General features: G+C 74.0%; 11 protein-coding genes. 5 read left to right on the top strand and 6 right to left on the bottom strand.

Annotation, left to right across the window (positions count from 1 at the left end; translation table 11 throughout):
- Nucleotides 1-239: 239 nt before the first annotated feature.
- Nucleotides 240-1,454 (bottom strand): LCP family protein, encoded by a 1,215-nt coding sequence (locus ACSU6M_RS13750; protein WP_437069942.1) that lies wholly within the window; start codon nt 1,452-1,454, stop codon nt 240-242.
- Between the two features lie 337 nt (nt 1,455-1,791).
- Complete coding sequence (locus ACSU6M_RS13745; protein WP_437069940.1) at nt 1,792-2,550, bottom strand: TIGR03089 family protein; 759 nt, start codon at nt 2,548-2,550, stop codon at nt 1,792-1,794.
- 151 nt (nt 2,551-2,701) lie between these two features.
- On the opposite strand from ACSU6M_RS13745, the gene ACSU6M_RS13740 reads away from it, so the two are divergent.
- Both ACSU6M_RS13740 and ACSU6M_RS13735 read left to right on the top strand, forming a co-directional pair.
- On the top strand, nt 2,702-4,144 hold the full coding sequence (locus tag ACSU6M_RS13740) for a peptidoglycan recognition protein family protein (protein WP_437069938.1): 1,443 nt from the start codon (nt 2,702-2,704) through the stop codon (nt 4,142-4,144).
- Between the two features lie 102 nt (nt 4,145-4,246).
- Nucleotides 4,247-5,329 carry a sugar phosphate nucleotidyltransferase gene (locus ACSU6M_RS13735; protein WP_437069936.1) on the top strand — a complete coding sequence of 361 codons (1,083 nt, stop codon included), beginning with the start codon at nt 4,247-4,249 and terminating at the stop codon, nt 5,327-5,329.
- Nucleotides 5,330-5,957: 628 nt separating this feature from the next.
- Here the strand turns inward: ACSU6M_RS13735 and ACSU6M_RS13730 are convergent.
- From ACSU6M_RS13730 to ACSU6M_RS13715, 4 genes are all read right to left on the bottom strand, one after another.
- Entirely contained in the window at nt 5,958-6,965 is a 1,008-nt protein-coding gene (locus ACSU6M_RS13730; RefSeq protein ID WP_437069934.1) for a DNA-3-methyladenine glycosylase family protein, read from the bottom strand.
- A gap of 95 nt (nt 6,966-7,060) precedes the next feature.
- Nucleotides 7,061-8,362: a coenzyme F420-0:L-glutamate ligase gene (locus tag ACSU6M_RS13725; RefSeq protein ID WP_437069932.1), complete on the bottom strand. Its 1,302-nt coding sequence runs from the start codon at nt 8,360-8,362 to the stop codon at nt 7,061-7,063.
- Complete coding sequence (gene cofD / locus ACSU6M_RS13720; RefSeq protein WP_437069930.1) at nt 8,359-9,318, bottom strand: 2-phospho-L-lactate transferase; 960 nt, start codon at nt 9,316-9,318, stop codon at nt 8,359-8,361. The genes ACSU6M_RS13725 and cofD overlap by 4 nt, the downstream gene beginning before the upstream one ends.
- Before the next feature lie 33 nt (nt 9,319-9,351).
- Complete coding sequence (locus ACSU6M_RS13715; RefSeq protein WP_437069928.1) at nt 9,352-9,846, bottom strand: cysteine dioxygenase; 495 nt, start codon at nt 9,844-9,846, stop codon at nt 9,352-9,354.
- A 718-nt stretch (nt 9,847-10,564) separates the two neighbouring features.
- Here ACSU6M_RS13715 and ACSU6M_RS13710 point away from each other — a divergent pair.
- The 3 genes from ACSU6M_RS13710 (at nt 10,565) to ACSU6M_RS13700 (ending at nt 16,058) form a co-directional block, all read left to right on the top strand.
- The gene (locus ACSU6M_RS13710) at nt 10,565-10,828 is read left to right on the top strand and encodes a WhiB family transcriptional regulator (RefSeq protein WP_003975777.1); all 264 of its coding nucleotides are present in this window, start codon (nt 10,565-10,567) and stop codon (nt 10,826-10,828) included.
- 185 nt (nt 10,829-11,013) lie between these two features.
- Nucleotides 11,014-14,589, top strand: a complete 3,576-nt coding sequence (locus ACSU6M_RS13705) for a glycosyltransferase (RefSeq protein WP_437069926.1) — start codon at nt 11,014-11,016, stop codon at nt 14,587-14,589.
- Nucleotides 14,586-16,058 carry a DUF5719 family protein gene (locus ACSU6M_RS13700; protein WP_437069924.1) on the top strand — a complete coding sequence of 491 codons (1,473 nt, stop codon included), beginning with the start codon at nt 14,586-14,588 and terminating at the stop codon, nt 16,056-16,058. Before ACSU6M_RS13705 ends, ACSU6M_RS13700 begins: the two co-directional genes overlap by 4 nt.
- Nucleotide 16,059 lies beyond the last annotated feature (1 nt).

The following is a 16,059-nucleotide window of genomic DNA, read 5'->3' as shown; positions in this document are numbered from 1 at the left end:
CCGTCGGGGCCACGCGGCGCCTTCCCCCTCAAAGGCGCTCGGGTCTCGTACAAACAGTGCGCGACCCCGGAGGAGGACCTCGTCGGACCTCCGGGCCGGGGGCACCGGAAGCGCTCACACTATCCGCCCAGTTCAGCGTGGGGCGACGGCGGTGACAAATTCCACGTACCTACAACCGGGCAATACCACCCATTTCTTTGAACGTGCGTTCGCCCGCGCCCGCCGTCTTGGGCTTCGCTTTACCCGCAGTCGTCCTGAGCGGCGGTGTTTCCGCGGAACATGGGGGCACGGGAGGGATCGTCACTTCCGTACGCAGCGTGCTCGGCCGACCCCGGATCCGTACCGCCCTGTGCGGTGGAATCCGGGGCCTGCCGGGCGACGGCGATCGGCAGGTCCGCCCGGAGGCGGGCGAAAAGCGTCTCCGCGGCGGGCTCCACGAGCTGGTCGCGATTGGCGTTGTAGACGTACGACTCCCTCGGAACCGTCAGGAACTGCACCTGTTCCGTGGGGATCCCGCGCAGCCCGCGTACAAGGTGGTACAAACCGCGCAGACTCGCCAGCGACGGGTCGGTGGTCAGCGAGGACGTCGCCGCGTCCAGCACCGGATACAGCTTCGCCGGGTTCAGCAGGACGTCACTGCTGCGCACCTTGTTGACGAGCGCCCCGAGGAAGCGCTGCTGGCGGTCCATGCGGTCGGTGTCGCTGCCGTTGCCCAGAGACTTGCGGGCCCGCACATAGCCGAGCGCCTGCTCCCCGTCGAGCTTCACGCGCCCGGCGGGCAGCCGCAGCTTGGCGGGCTTGTCGCGGATCGGCTCGGCGAGGCAGATCTCCACGCCGTCCACCGCGTCGACCATCTTCTTGAACCCGCTGAAGTCGACCACCATGTGGTGATCGATCCGGATCCCCGTCAGCTTCTCCACCGTCCGGATCGTGCACGCCGAGCCGCCGGTCTCGAAGGCGTGGTTGAACATCGCGAACATCGGCTCGGTGCGGGTGCCGTCGGGCCGCAGACAGGACGGCACGTCCACCATCAGGTCGCGGGGCAGGGACACCGCGGTGGCGCTGCGCCGCCCCGCCGACAGATGCAGCAGGATCGTGGTGTCCGAGCGTTCGGTGCCCGGATCGCGCCCGTACTTGCCGTTGCCGGCGCCCGCGCGGGAGTCCGAGCCGATCAGCAGCAGATTCCGCGCGTCCTTCACCAGCGCCGTCGGGCGGTCCTTCTCGTAGCGGGCGAGCTCCGCGGCGGCGGCCTCGTCGGCCGTGATGTTCCCGTCGAGCTTGGCGTACACGGCCCAGCCGGTGCCGAGGGCGGCGAGCGAGACCAGGGCCGCGGCCAGCGCCGTGCCGTGCAGCCATCGCCTTCTGCGCCGGCGTATGAGCCCGGTCCCCGACGCCGACGCCCCGGCGCCCGTCACACCCGGACGGGCGCAACGCGGGTCTGCGGTGTCGGTCACGTCGAGCCACCCCCTCACGGCGTACGGGCGTGTCGTCCTGCCGTTACGACGATGCCGTGGATGGGGGCGGGGCGGGGGGTGGGGGTAGGCCGAACGGGGGACAGTGCCGGGTGGGTGGCCTGGTGCGGCGGGGGTTCCGTGGGGCGGGGGTGGCCTGGTGCGGCGGGGGCCTGTGGGCGGGGGTGGCCTGGTGCGGCGGGGGACCGTAGGGCGGGGGTGGCCTGGTGCCGCGGGGGCCCGTAGGGCGGGGATGGCGTGATGCCGCGGGGGCCCGTAGGGCGGGGACGCGGCACCCGTGCCCGTGGATCACCCGGGCACGGGTGCCGTTGCCCCTGGGTCACCTGGCCGTGGCCGTCACCCGCTCGCTCTCGATGCGCTTGGCCACCGTCTCCTCCGTGGCCTGGTCGAGATTCCGGCACAGCACCACGGAACCGCCGGAGGCGAGCGGCCCGTACAAGCCCGCGCTCAGCCCCTCCCAGGTGGCGTACGGCAGCCCGGACAGCAGCCGCGAGCCGGGACCCGTCAGCCCCAGCGCCGCCGCCTCGGACCGGGCCCGCTCCACGACCTCCGCGCCGGTGAACTCCGCCCCGGCGACGACCAGCGCGGGCGCCTCCGGATCCACCGGCGCGTACGGGGCGAACCGGTCCCCGAAACTCGGCACGTCCACCGCGTAGTCGGCGTACCCCGCCGGAGGCCCCTCCAGGAACCGCCGGCCCAGCGGCGCCAGCGACAGCGCATAGCGCTCGCCGCCGCACGCGAGCCCGTCGTCGAACCGCCCCGGCCCGGCCACCACATGGTCCGCCCGCGCGGGATCGCCCTCGACGTCGGCGATCACCCCGACCGAGGAACAGGCCAGCAGCCACACCGCCGTCTGCCAGTGCGCGGGCAGCAGCAGCGCCACCCGCTCACCGGGTTCGGCGGACATCCCGTCCTGGAGGAGATTGGCGGTCTTGGCCACCCAATTGGCGAACGTGGCCACGGACAGTTCGACGCGTTCACCGGTCGCGTCGTCGTAGAAGGTCACCAGCGGTCGCGCGGGGTCCTCGGCGAGCGCGGAACGCAGCAGGTCGGCAGGGGTGCGGTCGGTCGCATTCACCCGCGCAAGCGTACGCGGGCCCGCTCGCCCCCGCCGGGCGGCACCGCCACCGGTTCGGCCCACCGCCGCCACCGGTTCGGCGCAACGGCGGCAGACGGTCCGTCAATTCCCAGATGGACAGATTTATCCGCTCATGTCCAGGATCAGGGGCATGCGTGGATTCCTTGCCTCCTCGATCGGCGTCACCTGTGCGGCCGCTCTCGCCCTGCCGCTGACCCTGCCCGCCACCACGGCGACGGCCCGACCGGCGCCGGCCGTGGGGCGGGCCGACGACAGATCCCTGACCGGGAGAACGGACGGTGCCGTCCCCGGGGAGACCCAGTCCCTGCCGCTGCTCCCGCTCGCCAGCCACCGTGCCCTCGGCTCCAGCGCCGTACAAGGGCTGCCCCCACGGGACGTACGGCGCTTCTCCCTGGTCGGCGTCGTCTGGGACGACCCCGCCGCCGAACTGCACGGCCGCGTCCAGGTCCGCACCCGCCTCACCGCCACCGGGGAGTGGACCGGCTGGCAGGACGTCGAGACGCACTACGCCGAACACGCGCCCGACCTCGACTCCGCCGAGCGCACCTCCCGCGGGATCCGCGGCGCCACCGCTCCGCTGTGGGTCGGGGAGTCGGACGGGGTGGAGATCCGCGTGCAAGGCGTCGGCGCGGGGGAGAGCGCCGGCCATCGGGAGGAGGGGGACCGAACCGCCGGGGCCGAGGCCGCGCTGCCCTCCGGACTGCGGGTGGAGCTGGTCGATCCCGGCCGTGCCGACGACACGCCCACGCGGGGCGCCGTCCCCGCCGACGCACCGCAGACCGGGCCGCTCAGCCCCGAGGTCGCCGCCGCCTCCCGCGCCAACGCCGGGCTCGCCCCGCTCGGGGCGACCGAGATCCCCGCCCTCGGCCGCGCCGCGACACAGGCCGAACTGGCGGCGCTGCTGCGGGCGGAGTCGGAGTCCGACGACACGGCGGAGGACGGGGACCTCAAGGCGTACGCCAAACCCAAGATCGGCCCGCGGCCCAGAATCGTCACCCGGCGCGGCTGGGGCGCCGACGAGAAGCTGCGCGAGAAGAAGTTCGGTTACACCAAGCGGGTCAAGGCGGCCTTCGTGCACCACACCGCGACCGGCAACACCTACCGCTGCTCGCAGGCCCCGTCCGTCATCCGCAGTATCTACCGCTACCACGTCAAGAGCATGGGCTGGCGGGACATCGGCTACAACTTCCTCGTCGACAGGTGCGGAAACATCTACGAGGGCCGTGCCGGTGGGGTGGCCAAGCCGGTCCTGGGCGCCCACACTCTCGGTTTCAACACCAACAGCACGGGGATCGCCGTCCTGGGCACGTTCAACCACTCCAAGCCGTCCGCCTCCGCGGTGCAGGCCATCGCCCGGCTGACGGCCTGGAAACTCGGCATCTACGGGGTGAATCCCCGCGGCAAGACCTATCTCAAGTCCGGCGGCGGGAACCGCTACCCGAAAGGCAGGAACGTACGACTCAACGCGATCTCCGGTCACCGGGACGGTTACGCCACGCTGTGTCCGGGAGGGCAGCTGTACGGCAAGCTCGGCACGGCCCGCTGGAAGGCGGCGGAGTACCAGGGCCGCTGAACCGGGCGCGACTGCCGGGGCGTCTGCCGAGAGACAGGGTCTGCATACACTGGCCGGCCGAAAGACAGTTCGGCCGGTCCCGGCAGGAAGCAGAGACGACAGGTGACAGAAGCGATCCTCCTGGTCGGCGGCAAGGGCACCCGGCTGCGTCCGCTCACCGTGCACACACCCAAGCCGATGGTCAGGGCGGCGGGCGTGCCGTTCCTCACGCACCAGCTGGCGAGGGCGCGGGCGGCGGGGGTCGAGCACATCGTGCTGGCGACGTCGTATCTGGCGGAGGTCTTCGAGCCGTACTTCGGCGACGGGGCGTCGCTGGGGCTGCGCATCGAGTACGTCACCGAGGAGGAGCCGCTCGGCACGGGCGGCGCGCTGCGCAACGTGGCCTCGCGGCTGCACTCGGGGCCGGACGACCCGGTGCTGGTCTTCAACGGCGACATCCTCACGGGGCTGGACATCCGGGCGCTGGTGGACACGCACGAGCGGACCGGCGCGGATGTCTCGCTGCACCTGACGAAGGTGACGGATCCGCGGGCGTACGGGCTGGTCCCCACGGACGAGACGGGCCGCGTCCTGGCCTTCCTGGAGAAGCCGCAGACGCCGGAGGAGATCGTCACCGACCAGATCAACGCGGGCGCGTACGTCTTCCGGCGCTCGGTCATCGACGCGATTCCGGCGGGGCGGCCGGTGTCGGTGGAGCGGGAGACGTTCCCGGATCTGCTGGCTGCGGGGGCGCACCTCCAGGGCATGGTCGACAGCACGTACTGGCTGGACCTGGGCACGCCGGCGGCGTTCGTACGGGGCTCTGCGGACCTGGTCCTCGGCCGGGCGCCGTCGCCCGCGGTGCCGGGGCGCTGCGGTGACCGTCTCGTCCTTCCCACGGCCAGGGTGGCGCCGGACGCCAAGCTGTCGGGCGGCACGGTGGTGGGCGAGGGCGCGTTCGTGGCGGAGGGCGCGCGGGTGTTCGGCTCGACGATCCTGCCGGGTGCGGTGATCGAGCCCGGCGCGGTCATCACCGACTCCCTCATCGGCACCCGCGCCCGCGTCGGCACGCGCTCGGTCCTCACCGGCGCCGTCGTCGGCGACGGGGCGGTCGTCGGGGCCGACAACGAACTCCGTGACGGTGCGCGGGTCTGGTGCGACGCGCGCATCCCGGCCGCCGCCCTGCGCTTCTCCTCCGACCAGTAGCGCCTGCGGGCCTCGTGTCCGGGTGCGGGTGCGGGTGGGTGGGTGGATGCCTGCGGCGGCCTGCTGGTGTCCGGTGGGGGCGGGCGTAGCGCATGCCGGGTGGTGGGTGGGTCGGGGCCGCGCCGGGGGGTGTCCGTCCTCGGTCCGGCGGTGCTCTCGGGACTTAGGGTGGCTGCCTGACGGACGCCGGCCGCTGCGGGCGGACACCCCCCGGCACGTCCCCTTCCCGCCGTTGGCGGCTGACCGGGCCCACGGTGCGTGGTGCCTTCTCGCCGTCGGCGGCTGACCGACGCCCACCGGCGGTGGCTGCTTCTCGCCGTCGGCGGCTTTCCGGGCCCGTGGTGTGTGGTGGCTTCTCGCTGTCGGCGGCTGACCGGTCCGTGGTGCGTGGTGCCTTCCCGCCGTCCGCGGCTTTCCAGCCCACGGTGTGTGGTGGCTTCTCGCCGGCGGCGGCTGACCGCCGCCCACGGTGCGTGGGGGCTTTTCGTCGTGGGCGGGTGCGGGCGGTCCTTCCTGGCGTCGGGCAGGTGTACGTAGTCAGGGGCGCGGGGAACTGCGCGACCAGCCACGTACCACCCGCAGCCGCGTACGGCGGAACCGGTCACGGCGAGACGGCGGGCCTGCGCAGCTACAGGCGCCCGATGTCGCCCTTCGGCATGCGAGGAGCCCGCCGCGCGGGAATCTTGCCGCTGAGCAGAATCAGCCGGGCCGCGCGATGCCGCTGCCCGGCATACGGCTCCAGCAGCCGCAGCATCTCCGCGTCGTCGGCGTGGCGGTCGTTCGCCAGGGCCCACCCGACGATGCCCGGAAGATGAAGGTCCCCGACGGTCACCGCGTCCGGCGCACCGTGACTGCGCTGTACGGTTTCCGCCGAGGTCCACGGCCCGATGCCCGGCACCAGCTCCAGCCGGGCCTGCGCGGCGGAAGGGGCCAGGGAGACGGCCTCCTCCAGCCGCGGGGCGACGCGGACGGCCCGCAGGATCGTCGAGGCACGCTTGTCGTCGACGCCGGCCCGGTGCCACTCCCAGGAGGGGATCAGCGCCCAGGTCCGCGGCGCGGGCATGACGTACAGCCGCCCGCCGGCCGCAGGCCCCGGTGCCGGTTCGCCGAACCGGCGGACGAGCAGCCGCCACGCCCGGTACGCCTCGTCGGCGGTGACCTTCTGTTCGAGGACGGAGGGGATGAGGGACTCCAGGACAAGCCCGGTCCGGGTCAGCCGCAGCCCCGGACGCCGGTGCCGGGCCATCGCCAGCAGCCGGTGCCGCGGTGCGAACGCGTCGGGGTCGTCCGCGGCGCCGAGCAGGTCCGGCAGCCGGTCGAGGAGCCACTCGGCCCCCGGCCCCCACGCCTCGCCCCGCACCTCACCGGCCCGCGCCGACACCCGCAGCGTGCCCGGCCCGGCGGGCGTCCGGCTCGCGCGCCAGACGGAACCGTCGGGCAGGGCGCGGAAGGTGGGGTCGGCGGGACCGCGCCGCAGGGGTCCCAGGACCAGACCGAGGTCGAGGGGGTGGGGTGGGACGTAGGTCCGTACGCGGGCCGGTGCCTCGGCGGGGCGTGGGACCCCGGCGGCGGGCAGGGCGACATGGCCGCCGCGCACCGTCGTGCGCGTGGGTCGGGGAGCGAAGCGTCCTGCCACGAGTGGGGTCCCTGGGAAGCCGGTCGGGTTCTACGAGCGTACGAGCCCGCGCGCCCCGTCACCCCCCTCTCGGGCATAGATGTACGACACATCGCTCACCGCACTTCGATGAACGCTCCCGCGTCCCGCTCGGCGCGCGGCCGGGGTTCCTCCGCGGGGTGACCGATGGCGACGGCGCCCATCGGGTCCCAGTGGGACGGGAGGTCGAGGACGTCCCGTACGACGTCCCGGCAGAACATCGTCGAGGACACCCATGCCGAGCCCAGCCGTTCCCCGGCGAGGGCGACCAGGAAGTTCTGTACGCCGGCGCCGGTGGCGACGACGAACATCTCGCGCTCGGCGCCGTCGCGGCGGGGGTCGCCGTAGGTGTGGGAGCCGTCCATGACGAGGCAGGGGACGGCGAGGTAGGGCGCGTTGCGCAGGACGTCGCCGCGGCGGAGGCGCTTGGCGATGGACTCCTCCGTCCTGCCGTCCCGGCGCAGGTCGGTGATCCAGGCGTCGCGCATGGCGTCGAGGAGACGGGTGCGGGACTCGGCGGACTCCAGGAGGACGAAGCGCCAGGGGGTGGTGTGGTGCGGGGCGGGTGCGGTGACGGCGGCGGCGACCGCGCGGCGTACCGCGCCGGGGTCGACGGGGGTGTCGGTGAAGGCGCGGACCGTGCGGCGCTGGGTGACCGCCTGGCGGATCGCCTCCGAGGTGCCGAGGCGGAACATGTCGTCGCGGGCGCCGCGCACCAGGGCGCGGGCGCCTTCGCCGTCCTCGGGTGAGGTGGTGTGCGGCAGCCCCCGGACCACGGCCACGGGGCGGCCGGCCGTCTTGCCCTTGACCAGGTCGCCGGCCGCGGCCAGTTCGTCCGCGGTGGCCACGACGGTCGCGACGAGCGGGTTGCCGTGGGCGTCGGTGCCCCCGCGCAGATCGTCCAGGACGCGCACGCCGGCGGCGCCGATCGCCACGTCCGTGAGCCCCGAGCGCCAGGGTCGCCCGAACGTGTCGGTCACGACGACACCGACGTTGACGCCGAGGAGCGTGCGCAGGCCCTCGCGGATCGCGCGGGCGGAGGCGTCGGGGTCCTCGGGCAGCAGCAGGACGGTGCCGGGGGCGGTGTTGGAGGCGTCCACCCCGGCGGCGGCCATGACCAGGCCGTGGCGGTTCTCGACGATGCGGAGCGTGCCGCGGCGGGCCACCACGCGGACCGTCTCCGCGTCGATCGCCGCCTCCCGGTCGGCGGCCTCGACGATCCGGCCCTCCGCCTTGGAGACGATCTTGGAGGTGACGAGGACGACGTCCCCGTCCCGCAGGTCCGGCTCGGCCGTGGCGATCAGCTTGGCGAGGTCGTCGCCGGGCCCGATCTCGGGCAGGCCGGGCACGGCCCAGACGCGGTAGCCCTGCGCGGTCACGCGGCCCGCACCTCCTCGGCCAGCGTCAGTGCCTCCTGGGCCATCCGCGCGGCCGCGTCGAGGTCGGTCATCATCAGCGGTACGGCACGGCAGCGGATCCCGGCCTTCTCCACGCGCTCCACGGAGGCCGCGTCGACGGTGTCCACGAGCCAGCCGTCCAGCAGGCCCGAGCCGTAGTGCTCGGCGACCGCCGCGGCCGTGGACTCCACGCCCACCGCGGCGAGCACCTTGTCGGCCATGCCGCGCACCGGCGCGTCCCCGACGATGGGGGAGAGGCCGACCACCGGCACGCCCGCGTCGGCGATGGCCTCACGGATGCCGGGCACGGCGAGGATCGTGCCGATCGACACCACCGGGTTGGACGGCGGGAAGAGGATCACGTCCGCCTCGGCGAGGGCCTCCAGGACACCCGGCGCGGGCTTGGCCCCTTCGGCGCCGACGGGGACGACCGCGTGGGCGGGGACCGAGGCGCGCAGCCGGACCCAGTACTCCTGGAAGTGGATCGCCTTGCGCTCGCCGTCCAGCTCGACCGCCACATGGGTCTCCACGCGGTCGTCGGTCATGGGGAGGAGGCGCACGCCGGGCTGCCAGCGGTCGCACAGGGCCTCGGTGACCGCGCTGAGCGGGTAGCCGGCGCCCATCATCTGGGTCCGCACGATGTGCGTGGCGAAGTCCCGGTCGCCGAGCCCGAACCAGTCGGGGCCGACGCCGTAGGCCGCCAGCTCCTCCTTGAGGTGGAAGGTCTCGTCCGCCCGTCCCCAGCCCTGTTCCTCGTTGATGCCGCCGCCGAGCGTGTACATCACCGTGTCGAGGTCCGGGCAGACCTTCAGCCCGAAGAGGTGGATGTCGTCCCCGGTGTTGCCGATGACCGTGATGTCCGCGTCCGGCGCGGCCCGCTTCAGACCGCGCAGGAAACGGGCACCGCCGATGCCGCCTGCCAGAACCACAATGCGCATGGGCCAAGTCTGGCAGGCGGGTCCGACAACGCGTCAGGCGGTCACCGGGCGCGCCTCGCAGGCGAGGGAGGTGTGCATGGGCATCTCGGTCAGGCCCGGTGTGTAGATGTGGAGGCTGACGGCCGGTTCCAGGGCGTCGTTGACGACCTCGTGGACGTAGCCCGGCGCGAACACCCGCTGGGTACCGGCGGTCAACGCGCGCGTGCCGCGCTGCGTGCGCTCGGTGAGCGTGCCGTCCAGGACGGTCAGCACCCCGGAGGAGGGGCCGTGGTCGTGCGCCCCGCTGCCCTGTCCGGGCAGCCAGGACAGCAGCCACACCTCGTAGCCGGGGCCGGTGCGCAGCCGGTGGTACCAGCGCGTGGTGGCGTCGTACTCGACCAGGTGCTCCCACTGGGAGCGGTCGGCGGCGATGGAGCGGGCGAGGCCCACGAACTCGGCGACGGTGGCCGGGTGTTCGCGCGGGGGCTGGAGCAGGTGCGGGACTTCGAGGAGGTCGCCGGCGATCTGGAGGTCGCTGTCGCTGTTCATGGGTGGGTGGTTCCTCGGCGGAAGTGTGGGGGATGGCTGGGTGTCGCGGGCCGTCCGCCCGGGTCGCGGGGGGACAGGGGTGCCCAGGGTGCGGGCGGCGGGAACAAGCAGCCGAGTCGCGGTGGACTCAGGGGGCAGCCGGAGCGCGCGTCGGGCTCAACAGCTGGGACAACAGCAACAGCTACGGCGAACGGGGGCAGCACCGGGGGACCCGGCGGAGCGGGTCGAGGTGAGTGCCAAGTTCGCGAGCATGCCCACAAGCACAGCGGTTCACACCTTCACTGTCAACTCGACGCCCGGTATGTGGGACACGTTTCACCTCATCCGGTTCATCTGAGTGGTGAAAGGTTTGTTCAGCGGTCCCTCGGGACACATGGCGCACAACCGGGCGCGCGGGCCCCGTTGCGATCCCGTGATCCGACTGTGATCCGGTTCGCTTCGGTCCGCGTGTCGGAACGAGATCGAACGTCCGGCCGTCCTTCTCCGTACAGGTGTGTGCGGGGCCGGAGGCCCCTGGGTGCCCTTGCGTGCTGTCAAGGTTTATGGCGATTTGAACACTTTCCGCATGGCCTTGGTTCCGCAGAGTGAATAAGGGGCCCAATAGCAGATCTCGGCTTGACTCGCCCGGAGCAGCACACTTGTAATTTCACTCGTGTCGTTCAGCCGAAATCGGTAACGGCTACATCACGGGGACGCGAAAGACAGACGAGGGGCGCACATGACCGAGCTGGTGCAGCAACTGCTGGTCGACGACGCGGACGAGGAACTCGGCTGGCAGGAGCGCGCGCTGTGCGCCCAGACCGACCCCGAGTCCTTCTTTCCCGAGAAGGGCGGCTCCACCCGCGAGGCCAAGAAGGTCTGCCTCGCCTGCGAAGTCCGCTCCGAATGCCTTGAGTACGCCCTCGCCAACGACGAACGCTTCGGCATCTGGGGCGGCCTGTCCGAGCGGGAGCGCCGCCGCCTGAAGAAGGCCGCCGTCTGAACCGAGGCGTCAAACGCGCGTACGAGGACGCGGTCCCAACGGCCCGTCGCAGGTGGGTTGTCCACAGGCGGCGGGCCGCCGTCATGGCCAGCCGATAGTGTGGGCGCTCGTCCGAGACGCCTCGCCACCCCCAAGGGGAACGGAGGCGTCCACCGCAGTCCAAGCGAACCGGGGCCCGTACCTCGATGTCCGTGCACAGCCACACGGCGGCGCAGAACGGCGCTGCCACACCAGAGTTCCCGCGTCATGTCGTGACCGCGGTGATCGTCGCCCACGACGGTGCCCGCTGGCTGCCCGACGCACTCGCCGGCCTGCTCGGCCAGGAGCGCCCCGTCCAGTACGCCGTGGCCGCCGACACCGGCAGCGCCGACGACTCCGCGGCCCGGCTCACCGAGGCCCTCGGCCCCGACCGCGTGCTCCACCTCGCCCGCCGCACCGGCTTCGGCCAGGCCGTCGAGGAGGCCCACCGCACCGCCCCGTGGCTCACCCCCGAGGACCTGCCCTACCTGAAGCGGCCCAGCGGCTGGGACCCGGTCACCCGCCAGTGGCGCGACGACACCTACGACCTGCCCGAGCTGCCGCACGGCGAGCCCGTCCAATGGCTGTGGCTGCTGCACGACGACTGCGCGCCCGAACCCGACGCCCTCGCCCAGCTGCTGCGCGTCGTGGAGAACGAACTGGAGCTCGGCCGCGACGACGTGGCCGTGGTCGGCCCCAAGCTGCGCGGCTGGTACGACAAGCGGCAGCTGCTGGAGGTCGGCGTCTCCATCGCCAACTCCGGCCGCCGCTGGACCGGCCTGGACCGCCGCGAACAGGACCAGGGCCAGCACGACCACGTCCGGCCCGCGCTGTCGGTGTCCACCGCCGGCATGCTCATCCGCCGCGACGTCTTCGAACAGCTCGGCGGCTTCGACCGCCGTCTGCCCCTGATGCGCGACGACGTCGACCTGTGCTGGCGCGCCCACGCCGCCGGCCACCGCGTCCTCGTCGCCCCCGACGCCGTCGTACGACACGCCGAGGCCGCCTCCCGCGAGCGTCGCACCGTCGACTGCGCGGGCCGCACCAGCGCCTCCCCGCACAAGGTCGACAAGGCCGGCGCCGTCTACACCCTGCTCGTCAACACCCGCACCGCCGCCCTTCCCTGGGTCCTGCTCCGGATCGTCCTCGGCACCCTGCTGCGCACCCTCGCCTACCTCGTCGGCAAGGTCCCCGGACAGGCCGTCGACGAGATCCGCGGCCTGCTCGGCGTCCTGCTGCGGCCCGAGCGGATCATCGCCGGCCGGCGCACCCGCGGCCGTCCCCGGATCGACAAGGGCGAACTCAGAGCGCTCTTCCCGCCGCCCGGCGCGACCGTCCGCGTCACCGTCGAACAGGTCGCCGGAAACCTCCTGGGCGGCTCCGACACCGACTCCGCCCCCGGCGCCGGACGGCACGGCGGCGCGGTCGAGTCCGGACCCGGCGACGACGCCGACTTCCTGGAGATCGAGCAGTTCGCCCGGCTCAAGCGCATCGCCCGCAAGCCCGGCCCGGTGCTGTTCCTGGTGCTGCTGCTCGTCTCGCTGGTCGCCTGCCGCGCCCTGCTCGGCGGCGGCGCGCTCGCCGGCGGCGCCCTGCTGCCCGTGCCCGCGACGGCCGGTGAGCTCTGGTCGCGATACCTCGACTCCTGGCACCCGGTCGGCGCCGGAGGCACGCCCACGGCACCTCCGTATCTGGCGATCGTGGCCCTGCTGTCCTCGCTGCTGCTCGGCTCCACCGGGCTCGCCGTCACCGTCCTGCTGGTCGCCTCCGTGCCGCTGGCCGGCCTCAGCGCCTACTTCGCCTCCCGCCCGCTGGTGACCTCCCGGCTGCTGCGCGCCTGGGCCGCCGTCGCCTACGCCTTCCTGCCCGCCGTCACCGGCGCCCTCGCCGGCGGCCGCCTCGGCACCGCCGTCCTCGCCGTGCTGCTGCCGCTCATCGCGCGCGCCGGCATCGCGGCCGGCGGCCTCGCCTCCGGCACGCGCGGCAGCTGGCGCGCCACCTGGGCCTACGCCCTGCTGCTGACCGTCGCCACCGCGTTCACGCCGGTCGTGTGGCCCGCCGCCCTCGTCCTCGGCCTCCTCCTGCTCGGGGTGCGCCGACACGACATCGTGGCCCAGGGCCTGCGCCTGCTCGCCCAGCTCGGCACGCCCCTGCTGGTCCTCGCCCCCTGGTCGCTGACCCTGCTGCCGTTCGGCTTCCTCACCGAGGCCGGCCTCGACCACGGCGCCTCCACCGCCTCCGCGCTCGACCTGCTCGGCGCGAGCCCCGGCGGGCCCGGCACCGTGGACGGGCTGATGCTGATCGGCATCGTCCTCGCCGCACTGGCCGCCCTGCTGCGCGCCGAGCGCCGCCCCGCCATCCTGACCGCCTGGGTCATCGCCCTGGTCGGTCTGGCCATCGCCGTCCTGGCCAACCGCTCCGCCTGGGCCGGCCCGGCCACCCTCGTCTACGGCCTCGCCCTGCTCGGGGCCGCCGTCCTCGGCGCCGACGGGGCACGCGCACGCGTGGCCGAGCAGAGCTTCGGCTGGCGCCAGCCCGTCGCCGCGCTGATCGCCTTCGCCTCCGCCGCGGGCCCCCTGCTGGTCGCCGCCGGCTGGATGATCCGCGGCGCCGACGGCCCGCTGGAGCGCCGGTCCCCCACGCACGTGCCCGCGTTCGTCGCCGAGGACGGCCCCGACTGCGCCCTGCCGCGCACCCTGGTCATCGACAGCGACTCCGCCGCCCACGTCTCCTACACCCTGGTCCGCGGCTCCGGCGTCCGCCTCGGTGACGCCGAACTCGCCGCCGCCCAGGGGTCCAACCCCGGCCTGGACAAGGTCGTCGCCAACCTCGTCGCTGGCTCCGGCGCCGACCAGGCCGACCAGCTCGGCGACTTCGCGGTCTGCTACGTCCTCGTCCGCAAGGGCTCCCCGCGCGAGGTGAGCCGCGTCCTGGACGCCACGCCCGGTCTGAGCCGGCGCAGCGAGGAGAACGGCACCGCGCTGTGGCAGGTCGACCGGGAGGTCGCGCGCGCGACGATCGTCCCGCCCAAGGGCGGCGAGCCGGTGCCCGTCGCCGCCGGCCCGGTCGAGATCCACACCACCGTGCCCGAGGGCCCCGACGGCCGCGTCCTGCGCCTGGCCGACACCGCCGCCGAGGGCTGGACCGCCACCCTCGACGGCACCCCCCTCACCCGCACCACCGTCGACGGCTGGGCCCAGGGCTTCGAACTGCCCGCCGAGGGCGGCCGCCTGGACGTCACCTACGAGGACCCCCTCGGCCACACCGCCTGGCTGTGGGCCCAGGGCTTCCTCGCCCTCGTCCTCGTCGTCCTCGCCCTGCCCGGCCGCCGCCGCGACATCGACGACGACCTGCCCGAGGAGCCGCCGGTCCCCGCCCAGGCAGCCGCCGGCGAGGGCCGCCGCGCCCGCCGCCTGCGCGCCCAGGCCGAGGCCGAAGAACCCGCCCCCGTCGACGAGTTCCCGGCCGCCCCGCCCGAGACCGCGCCGACCGTGCCCGAGCAGCAGCCCTACGACGGCTGGGAGACCGCCGACCCGTACGCCGGCCAGTACCAGCAGGGCGCCTACACCGGCGCCTACCGGACCGACCCCTACCAGGCCGGCCAGTACGACCCGTACGCCTACGGCGGCACCCCGCAGACCGCGCCGTACGACCAGGGCTACCCCCAGGGCTACGACCAGGCGTACGACCCCGCGCACCCGCACCACACCGGCAGTGAGCGCCCCGACGGGAGCCAGCAGTGAACCGCACGACCCTGTCCCTGATCGCCGCCACGGCCGCGCTCGCCGCCGTCACCGGCCTGGGCGCGCTCACCGCCCCCGACGCCCCCGGCAGCGGCACCGCCCGCGCGGCCGCCTATCTGCCGGTGGAGCGCTCCACCCTGCTGTGCCCGCAGCCCAGCGGCTCCGACCTCGCCGAGACGACGTACACGTCGTTCACGCCCGTCACCCAGGGCACCGGCAAGGACGGCGCGGCACAGCTGCTGCCCGCGAGCGGGAAGGCATTCGGCAAGGGCGGGAAGGAACCCGTCGTGCGGCCCGGCGAACCCGGCACGCCCGTCAGCGGCGACACCTCCGGCGCCCAGGCGCCCGCGCTGATCGGCACCGCCGACGGCAAGGCCGCGCCCGGCTGGACCGTCCAGCAGACCACCGAGGTCACCGCCGGCCTCGGCCGCGGCCTCCAGGGCGTCAACTGCACCGAACCGGACACCGAGTTCTGGTTCCCCGGCGCCAGCACCGCCGCGGGCCGCACGGACTACGTCCACCTCACCAACCCCGACGACACCGCGGCCGAGGTCGACATCGAGGTCTACGGCCCGGACGGCGCGGTGCACAAGGCCGAGGCCGAGGGCATCACGGTCGACCCCCGGTCGACCGAGCCGGTCCGGCTGCCCCCCGTCGTCGACGGCGCGCACCAGGACCTGACCGTGCACGTCAAGGTGCGCGGCGGCCGGGTCGGCGCCGCGCTGCTCGCCCTGGACGACAAGCTCGGCGGCGACTGGCTCGCCGCGTCCGCCGACCCCGCCGCCGGCCTCGTCGTGCCCGGCATCCCCAAGGACGCCACCTCGGTGCGCCTGACCGCCTTCGCCCCCGAGGGCGCCGACGCCGACCTCAAGGTCCGCCTCGCCTCCCCGTCCGGCCTGATCACCCCCGCCGGGCAGGAGACCCTGCATGTGAAGGCGGGCATGACCGCCGCCGTCGACCTCGGCGACATCACGCGCGGGGAGGCCGGCTCGCTGGTGCTGACCCCGACGGACCGCTCCGCGCCGGTCGTCGCCGCCGTACAGGTCGTCCGCGGCAAGGGCGAGGACCAGGAGACGGCGTTCGTCACCGCCGCCCGCCCCGTCGGCACGCGCGCGAGTGTCCTCGCCAACACCGCCAAGGGCACCACCCTGTCGCTGACCGCGCCCGAGGGCGAGGCCAAGGTCGAGGTGACCGCGTCGGCCGGCACCGAGGGCGGCACACCCGTGACCGAGACGTACAGCCTGAAGGCCGGGACCACCCAGGACGTCGAGCTGCCCGTGCCGGACGGCCTCAAGGGCACCTACGCCCTGACCGTGGAGACGGTGTCGGGCGGCCCCGTCTACGCCTCCCGGACCCTGCGGGCGCCCCAGGACGACCTGCCCGCGTTCACCGTGCAGACCCTGTCGGACGACCGCGGCACGGTCGCCGTACCGGAGGCGGAACAGGACCTGTCGGTGCTGCAGCGCTGAG

Source organism: Streptomyces sp. enrichment culture, from assembly GCF_964272895.1.
Classification (GTDB): domain Bacteria; phylum Actinomycetota; class Actinomycetes; order Streptomycetales; family Streptomycetaceae; genus Streptomyces.
This window is presented reverse-complemented; position numbering and strand designations above follow the sequence as displayed.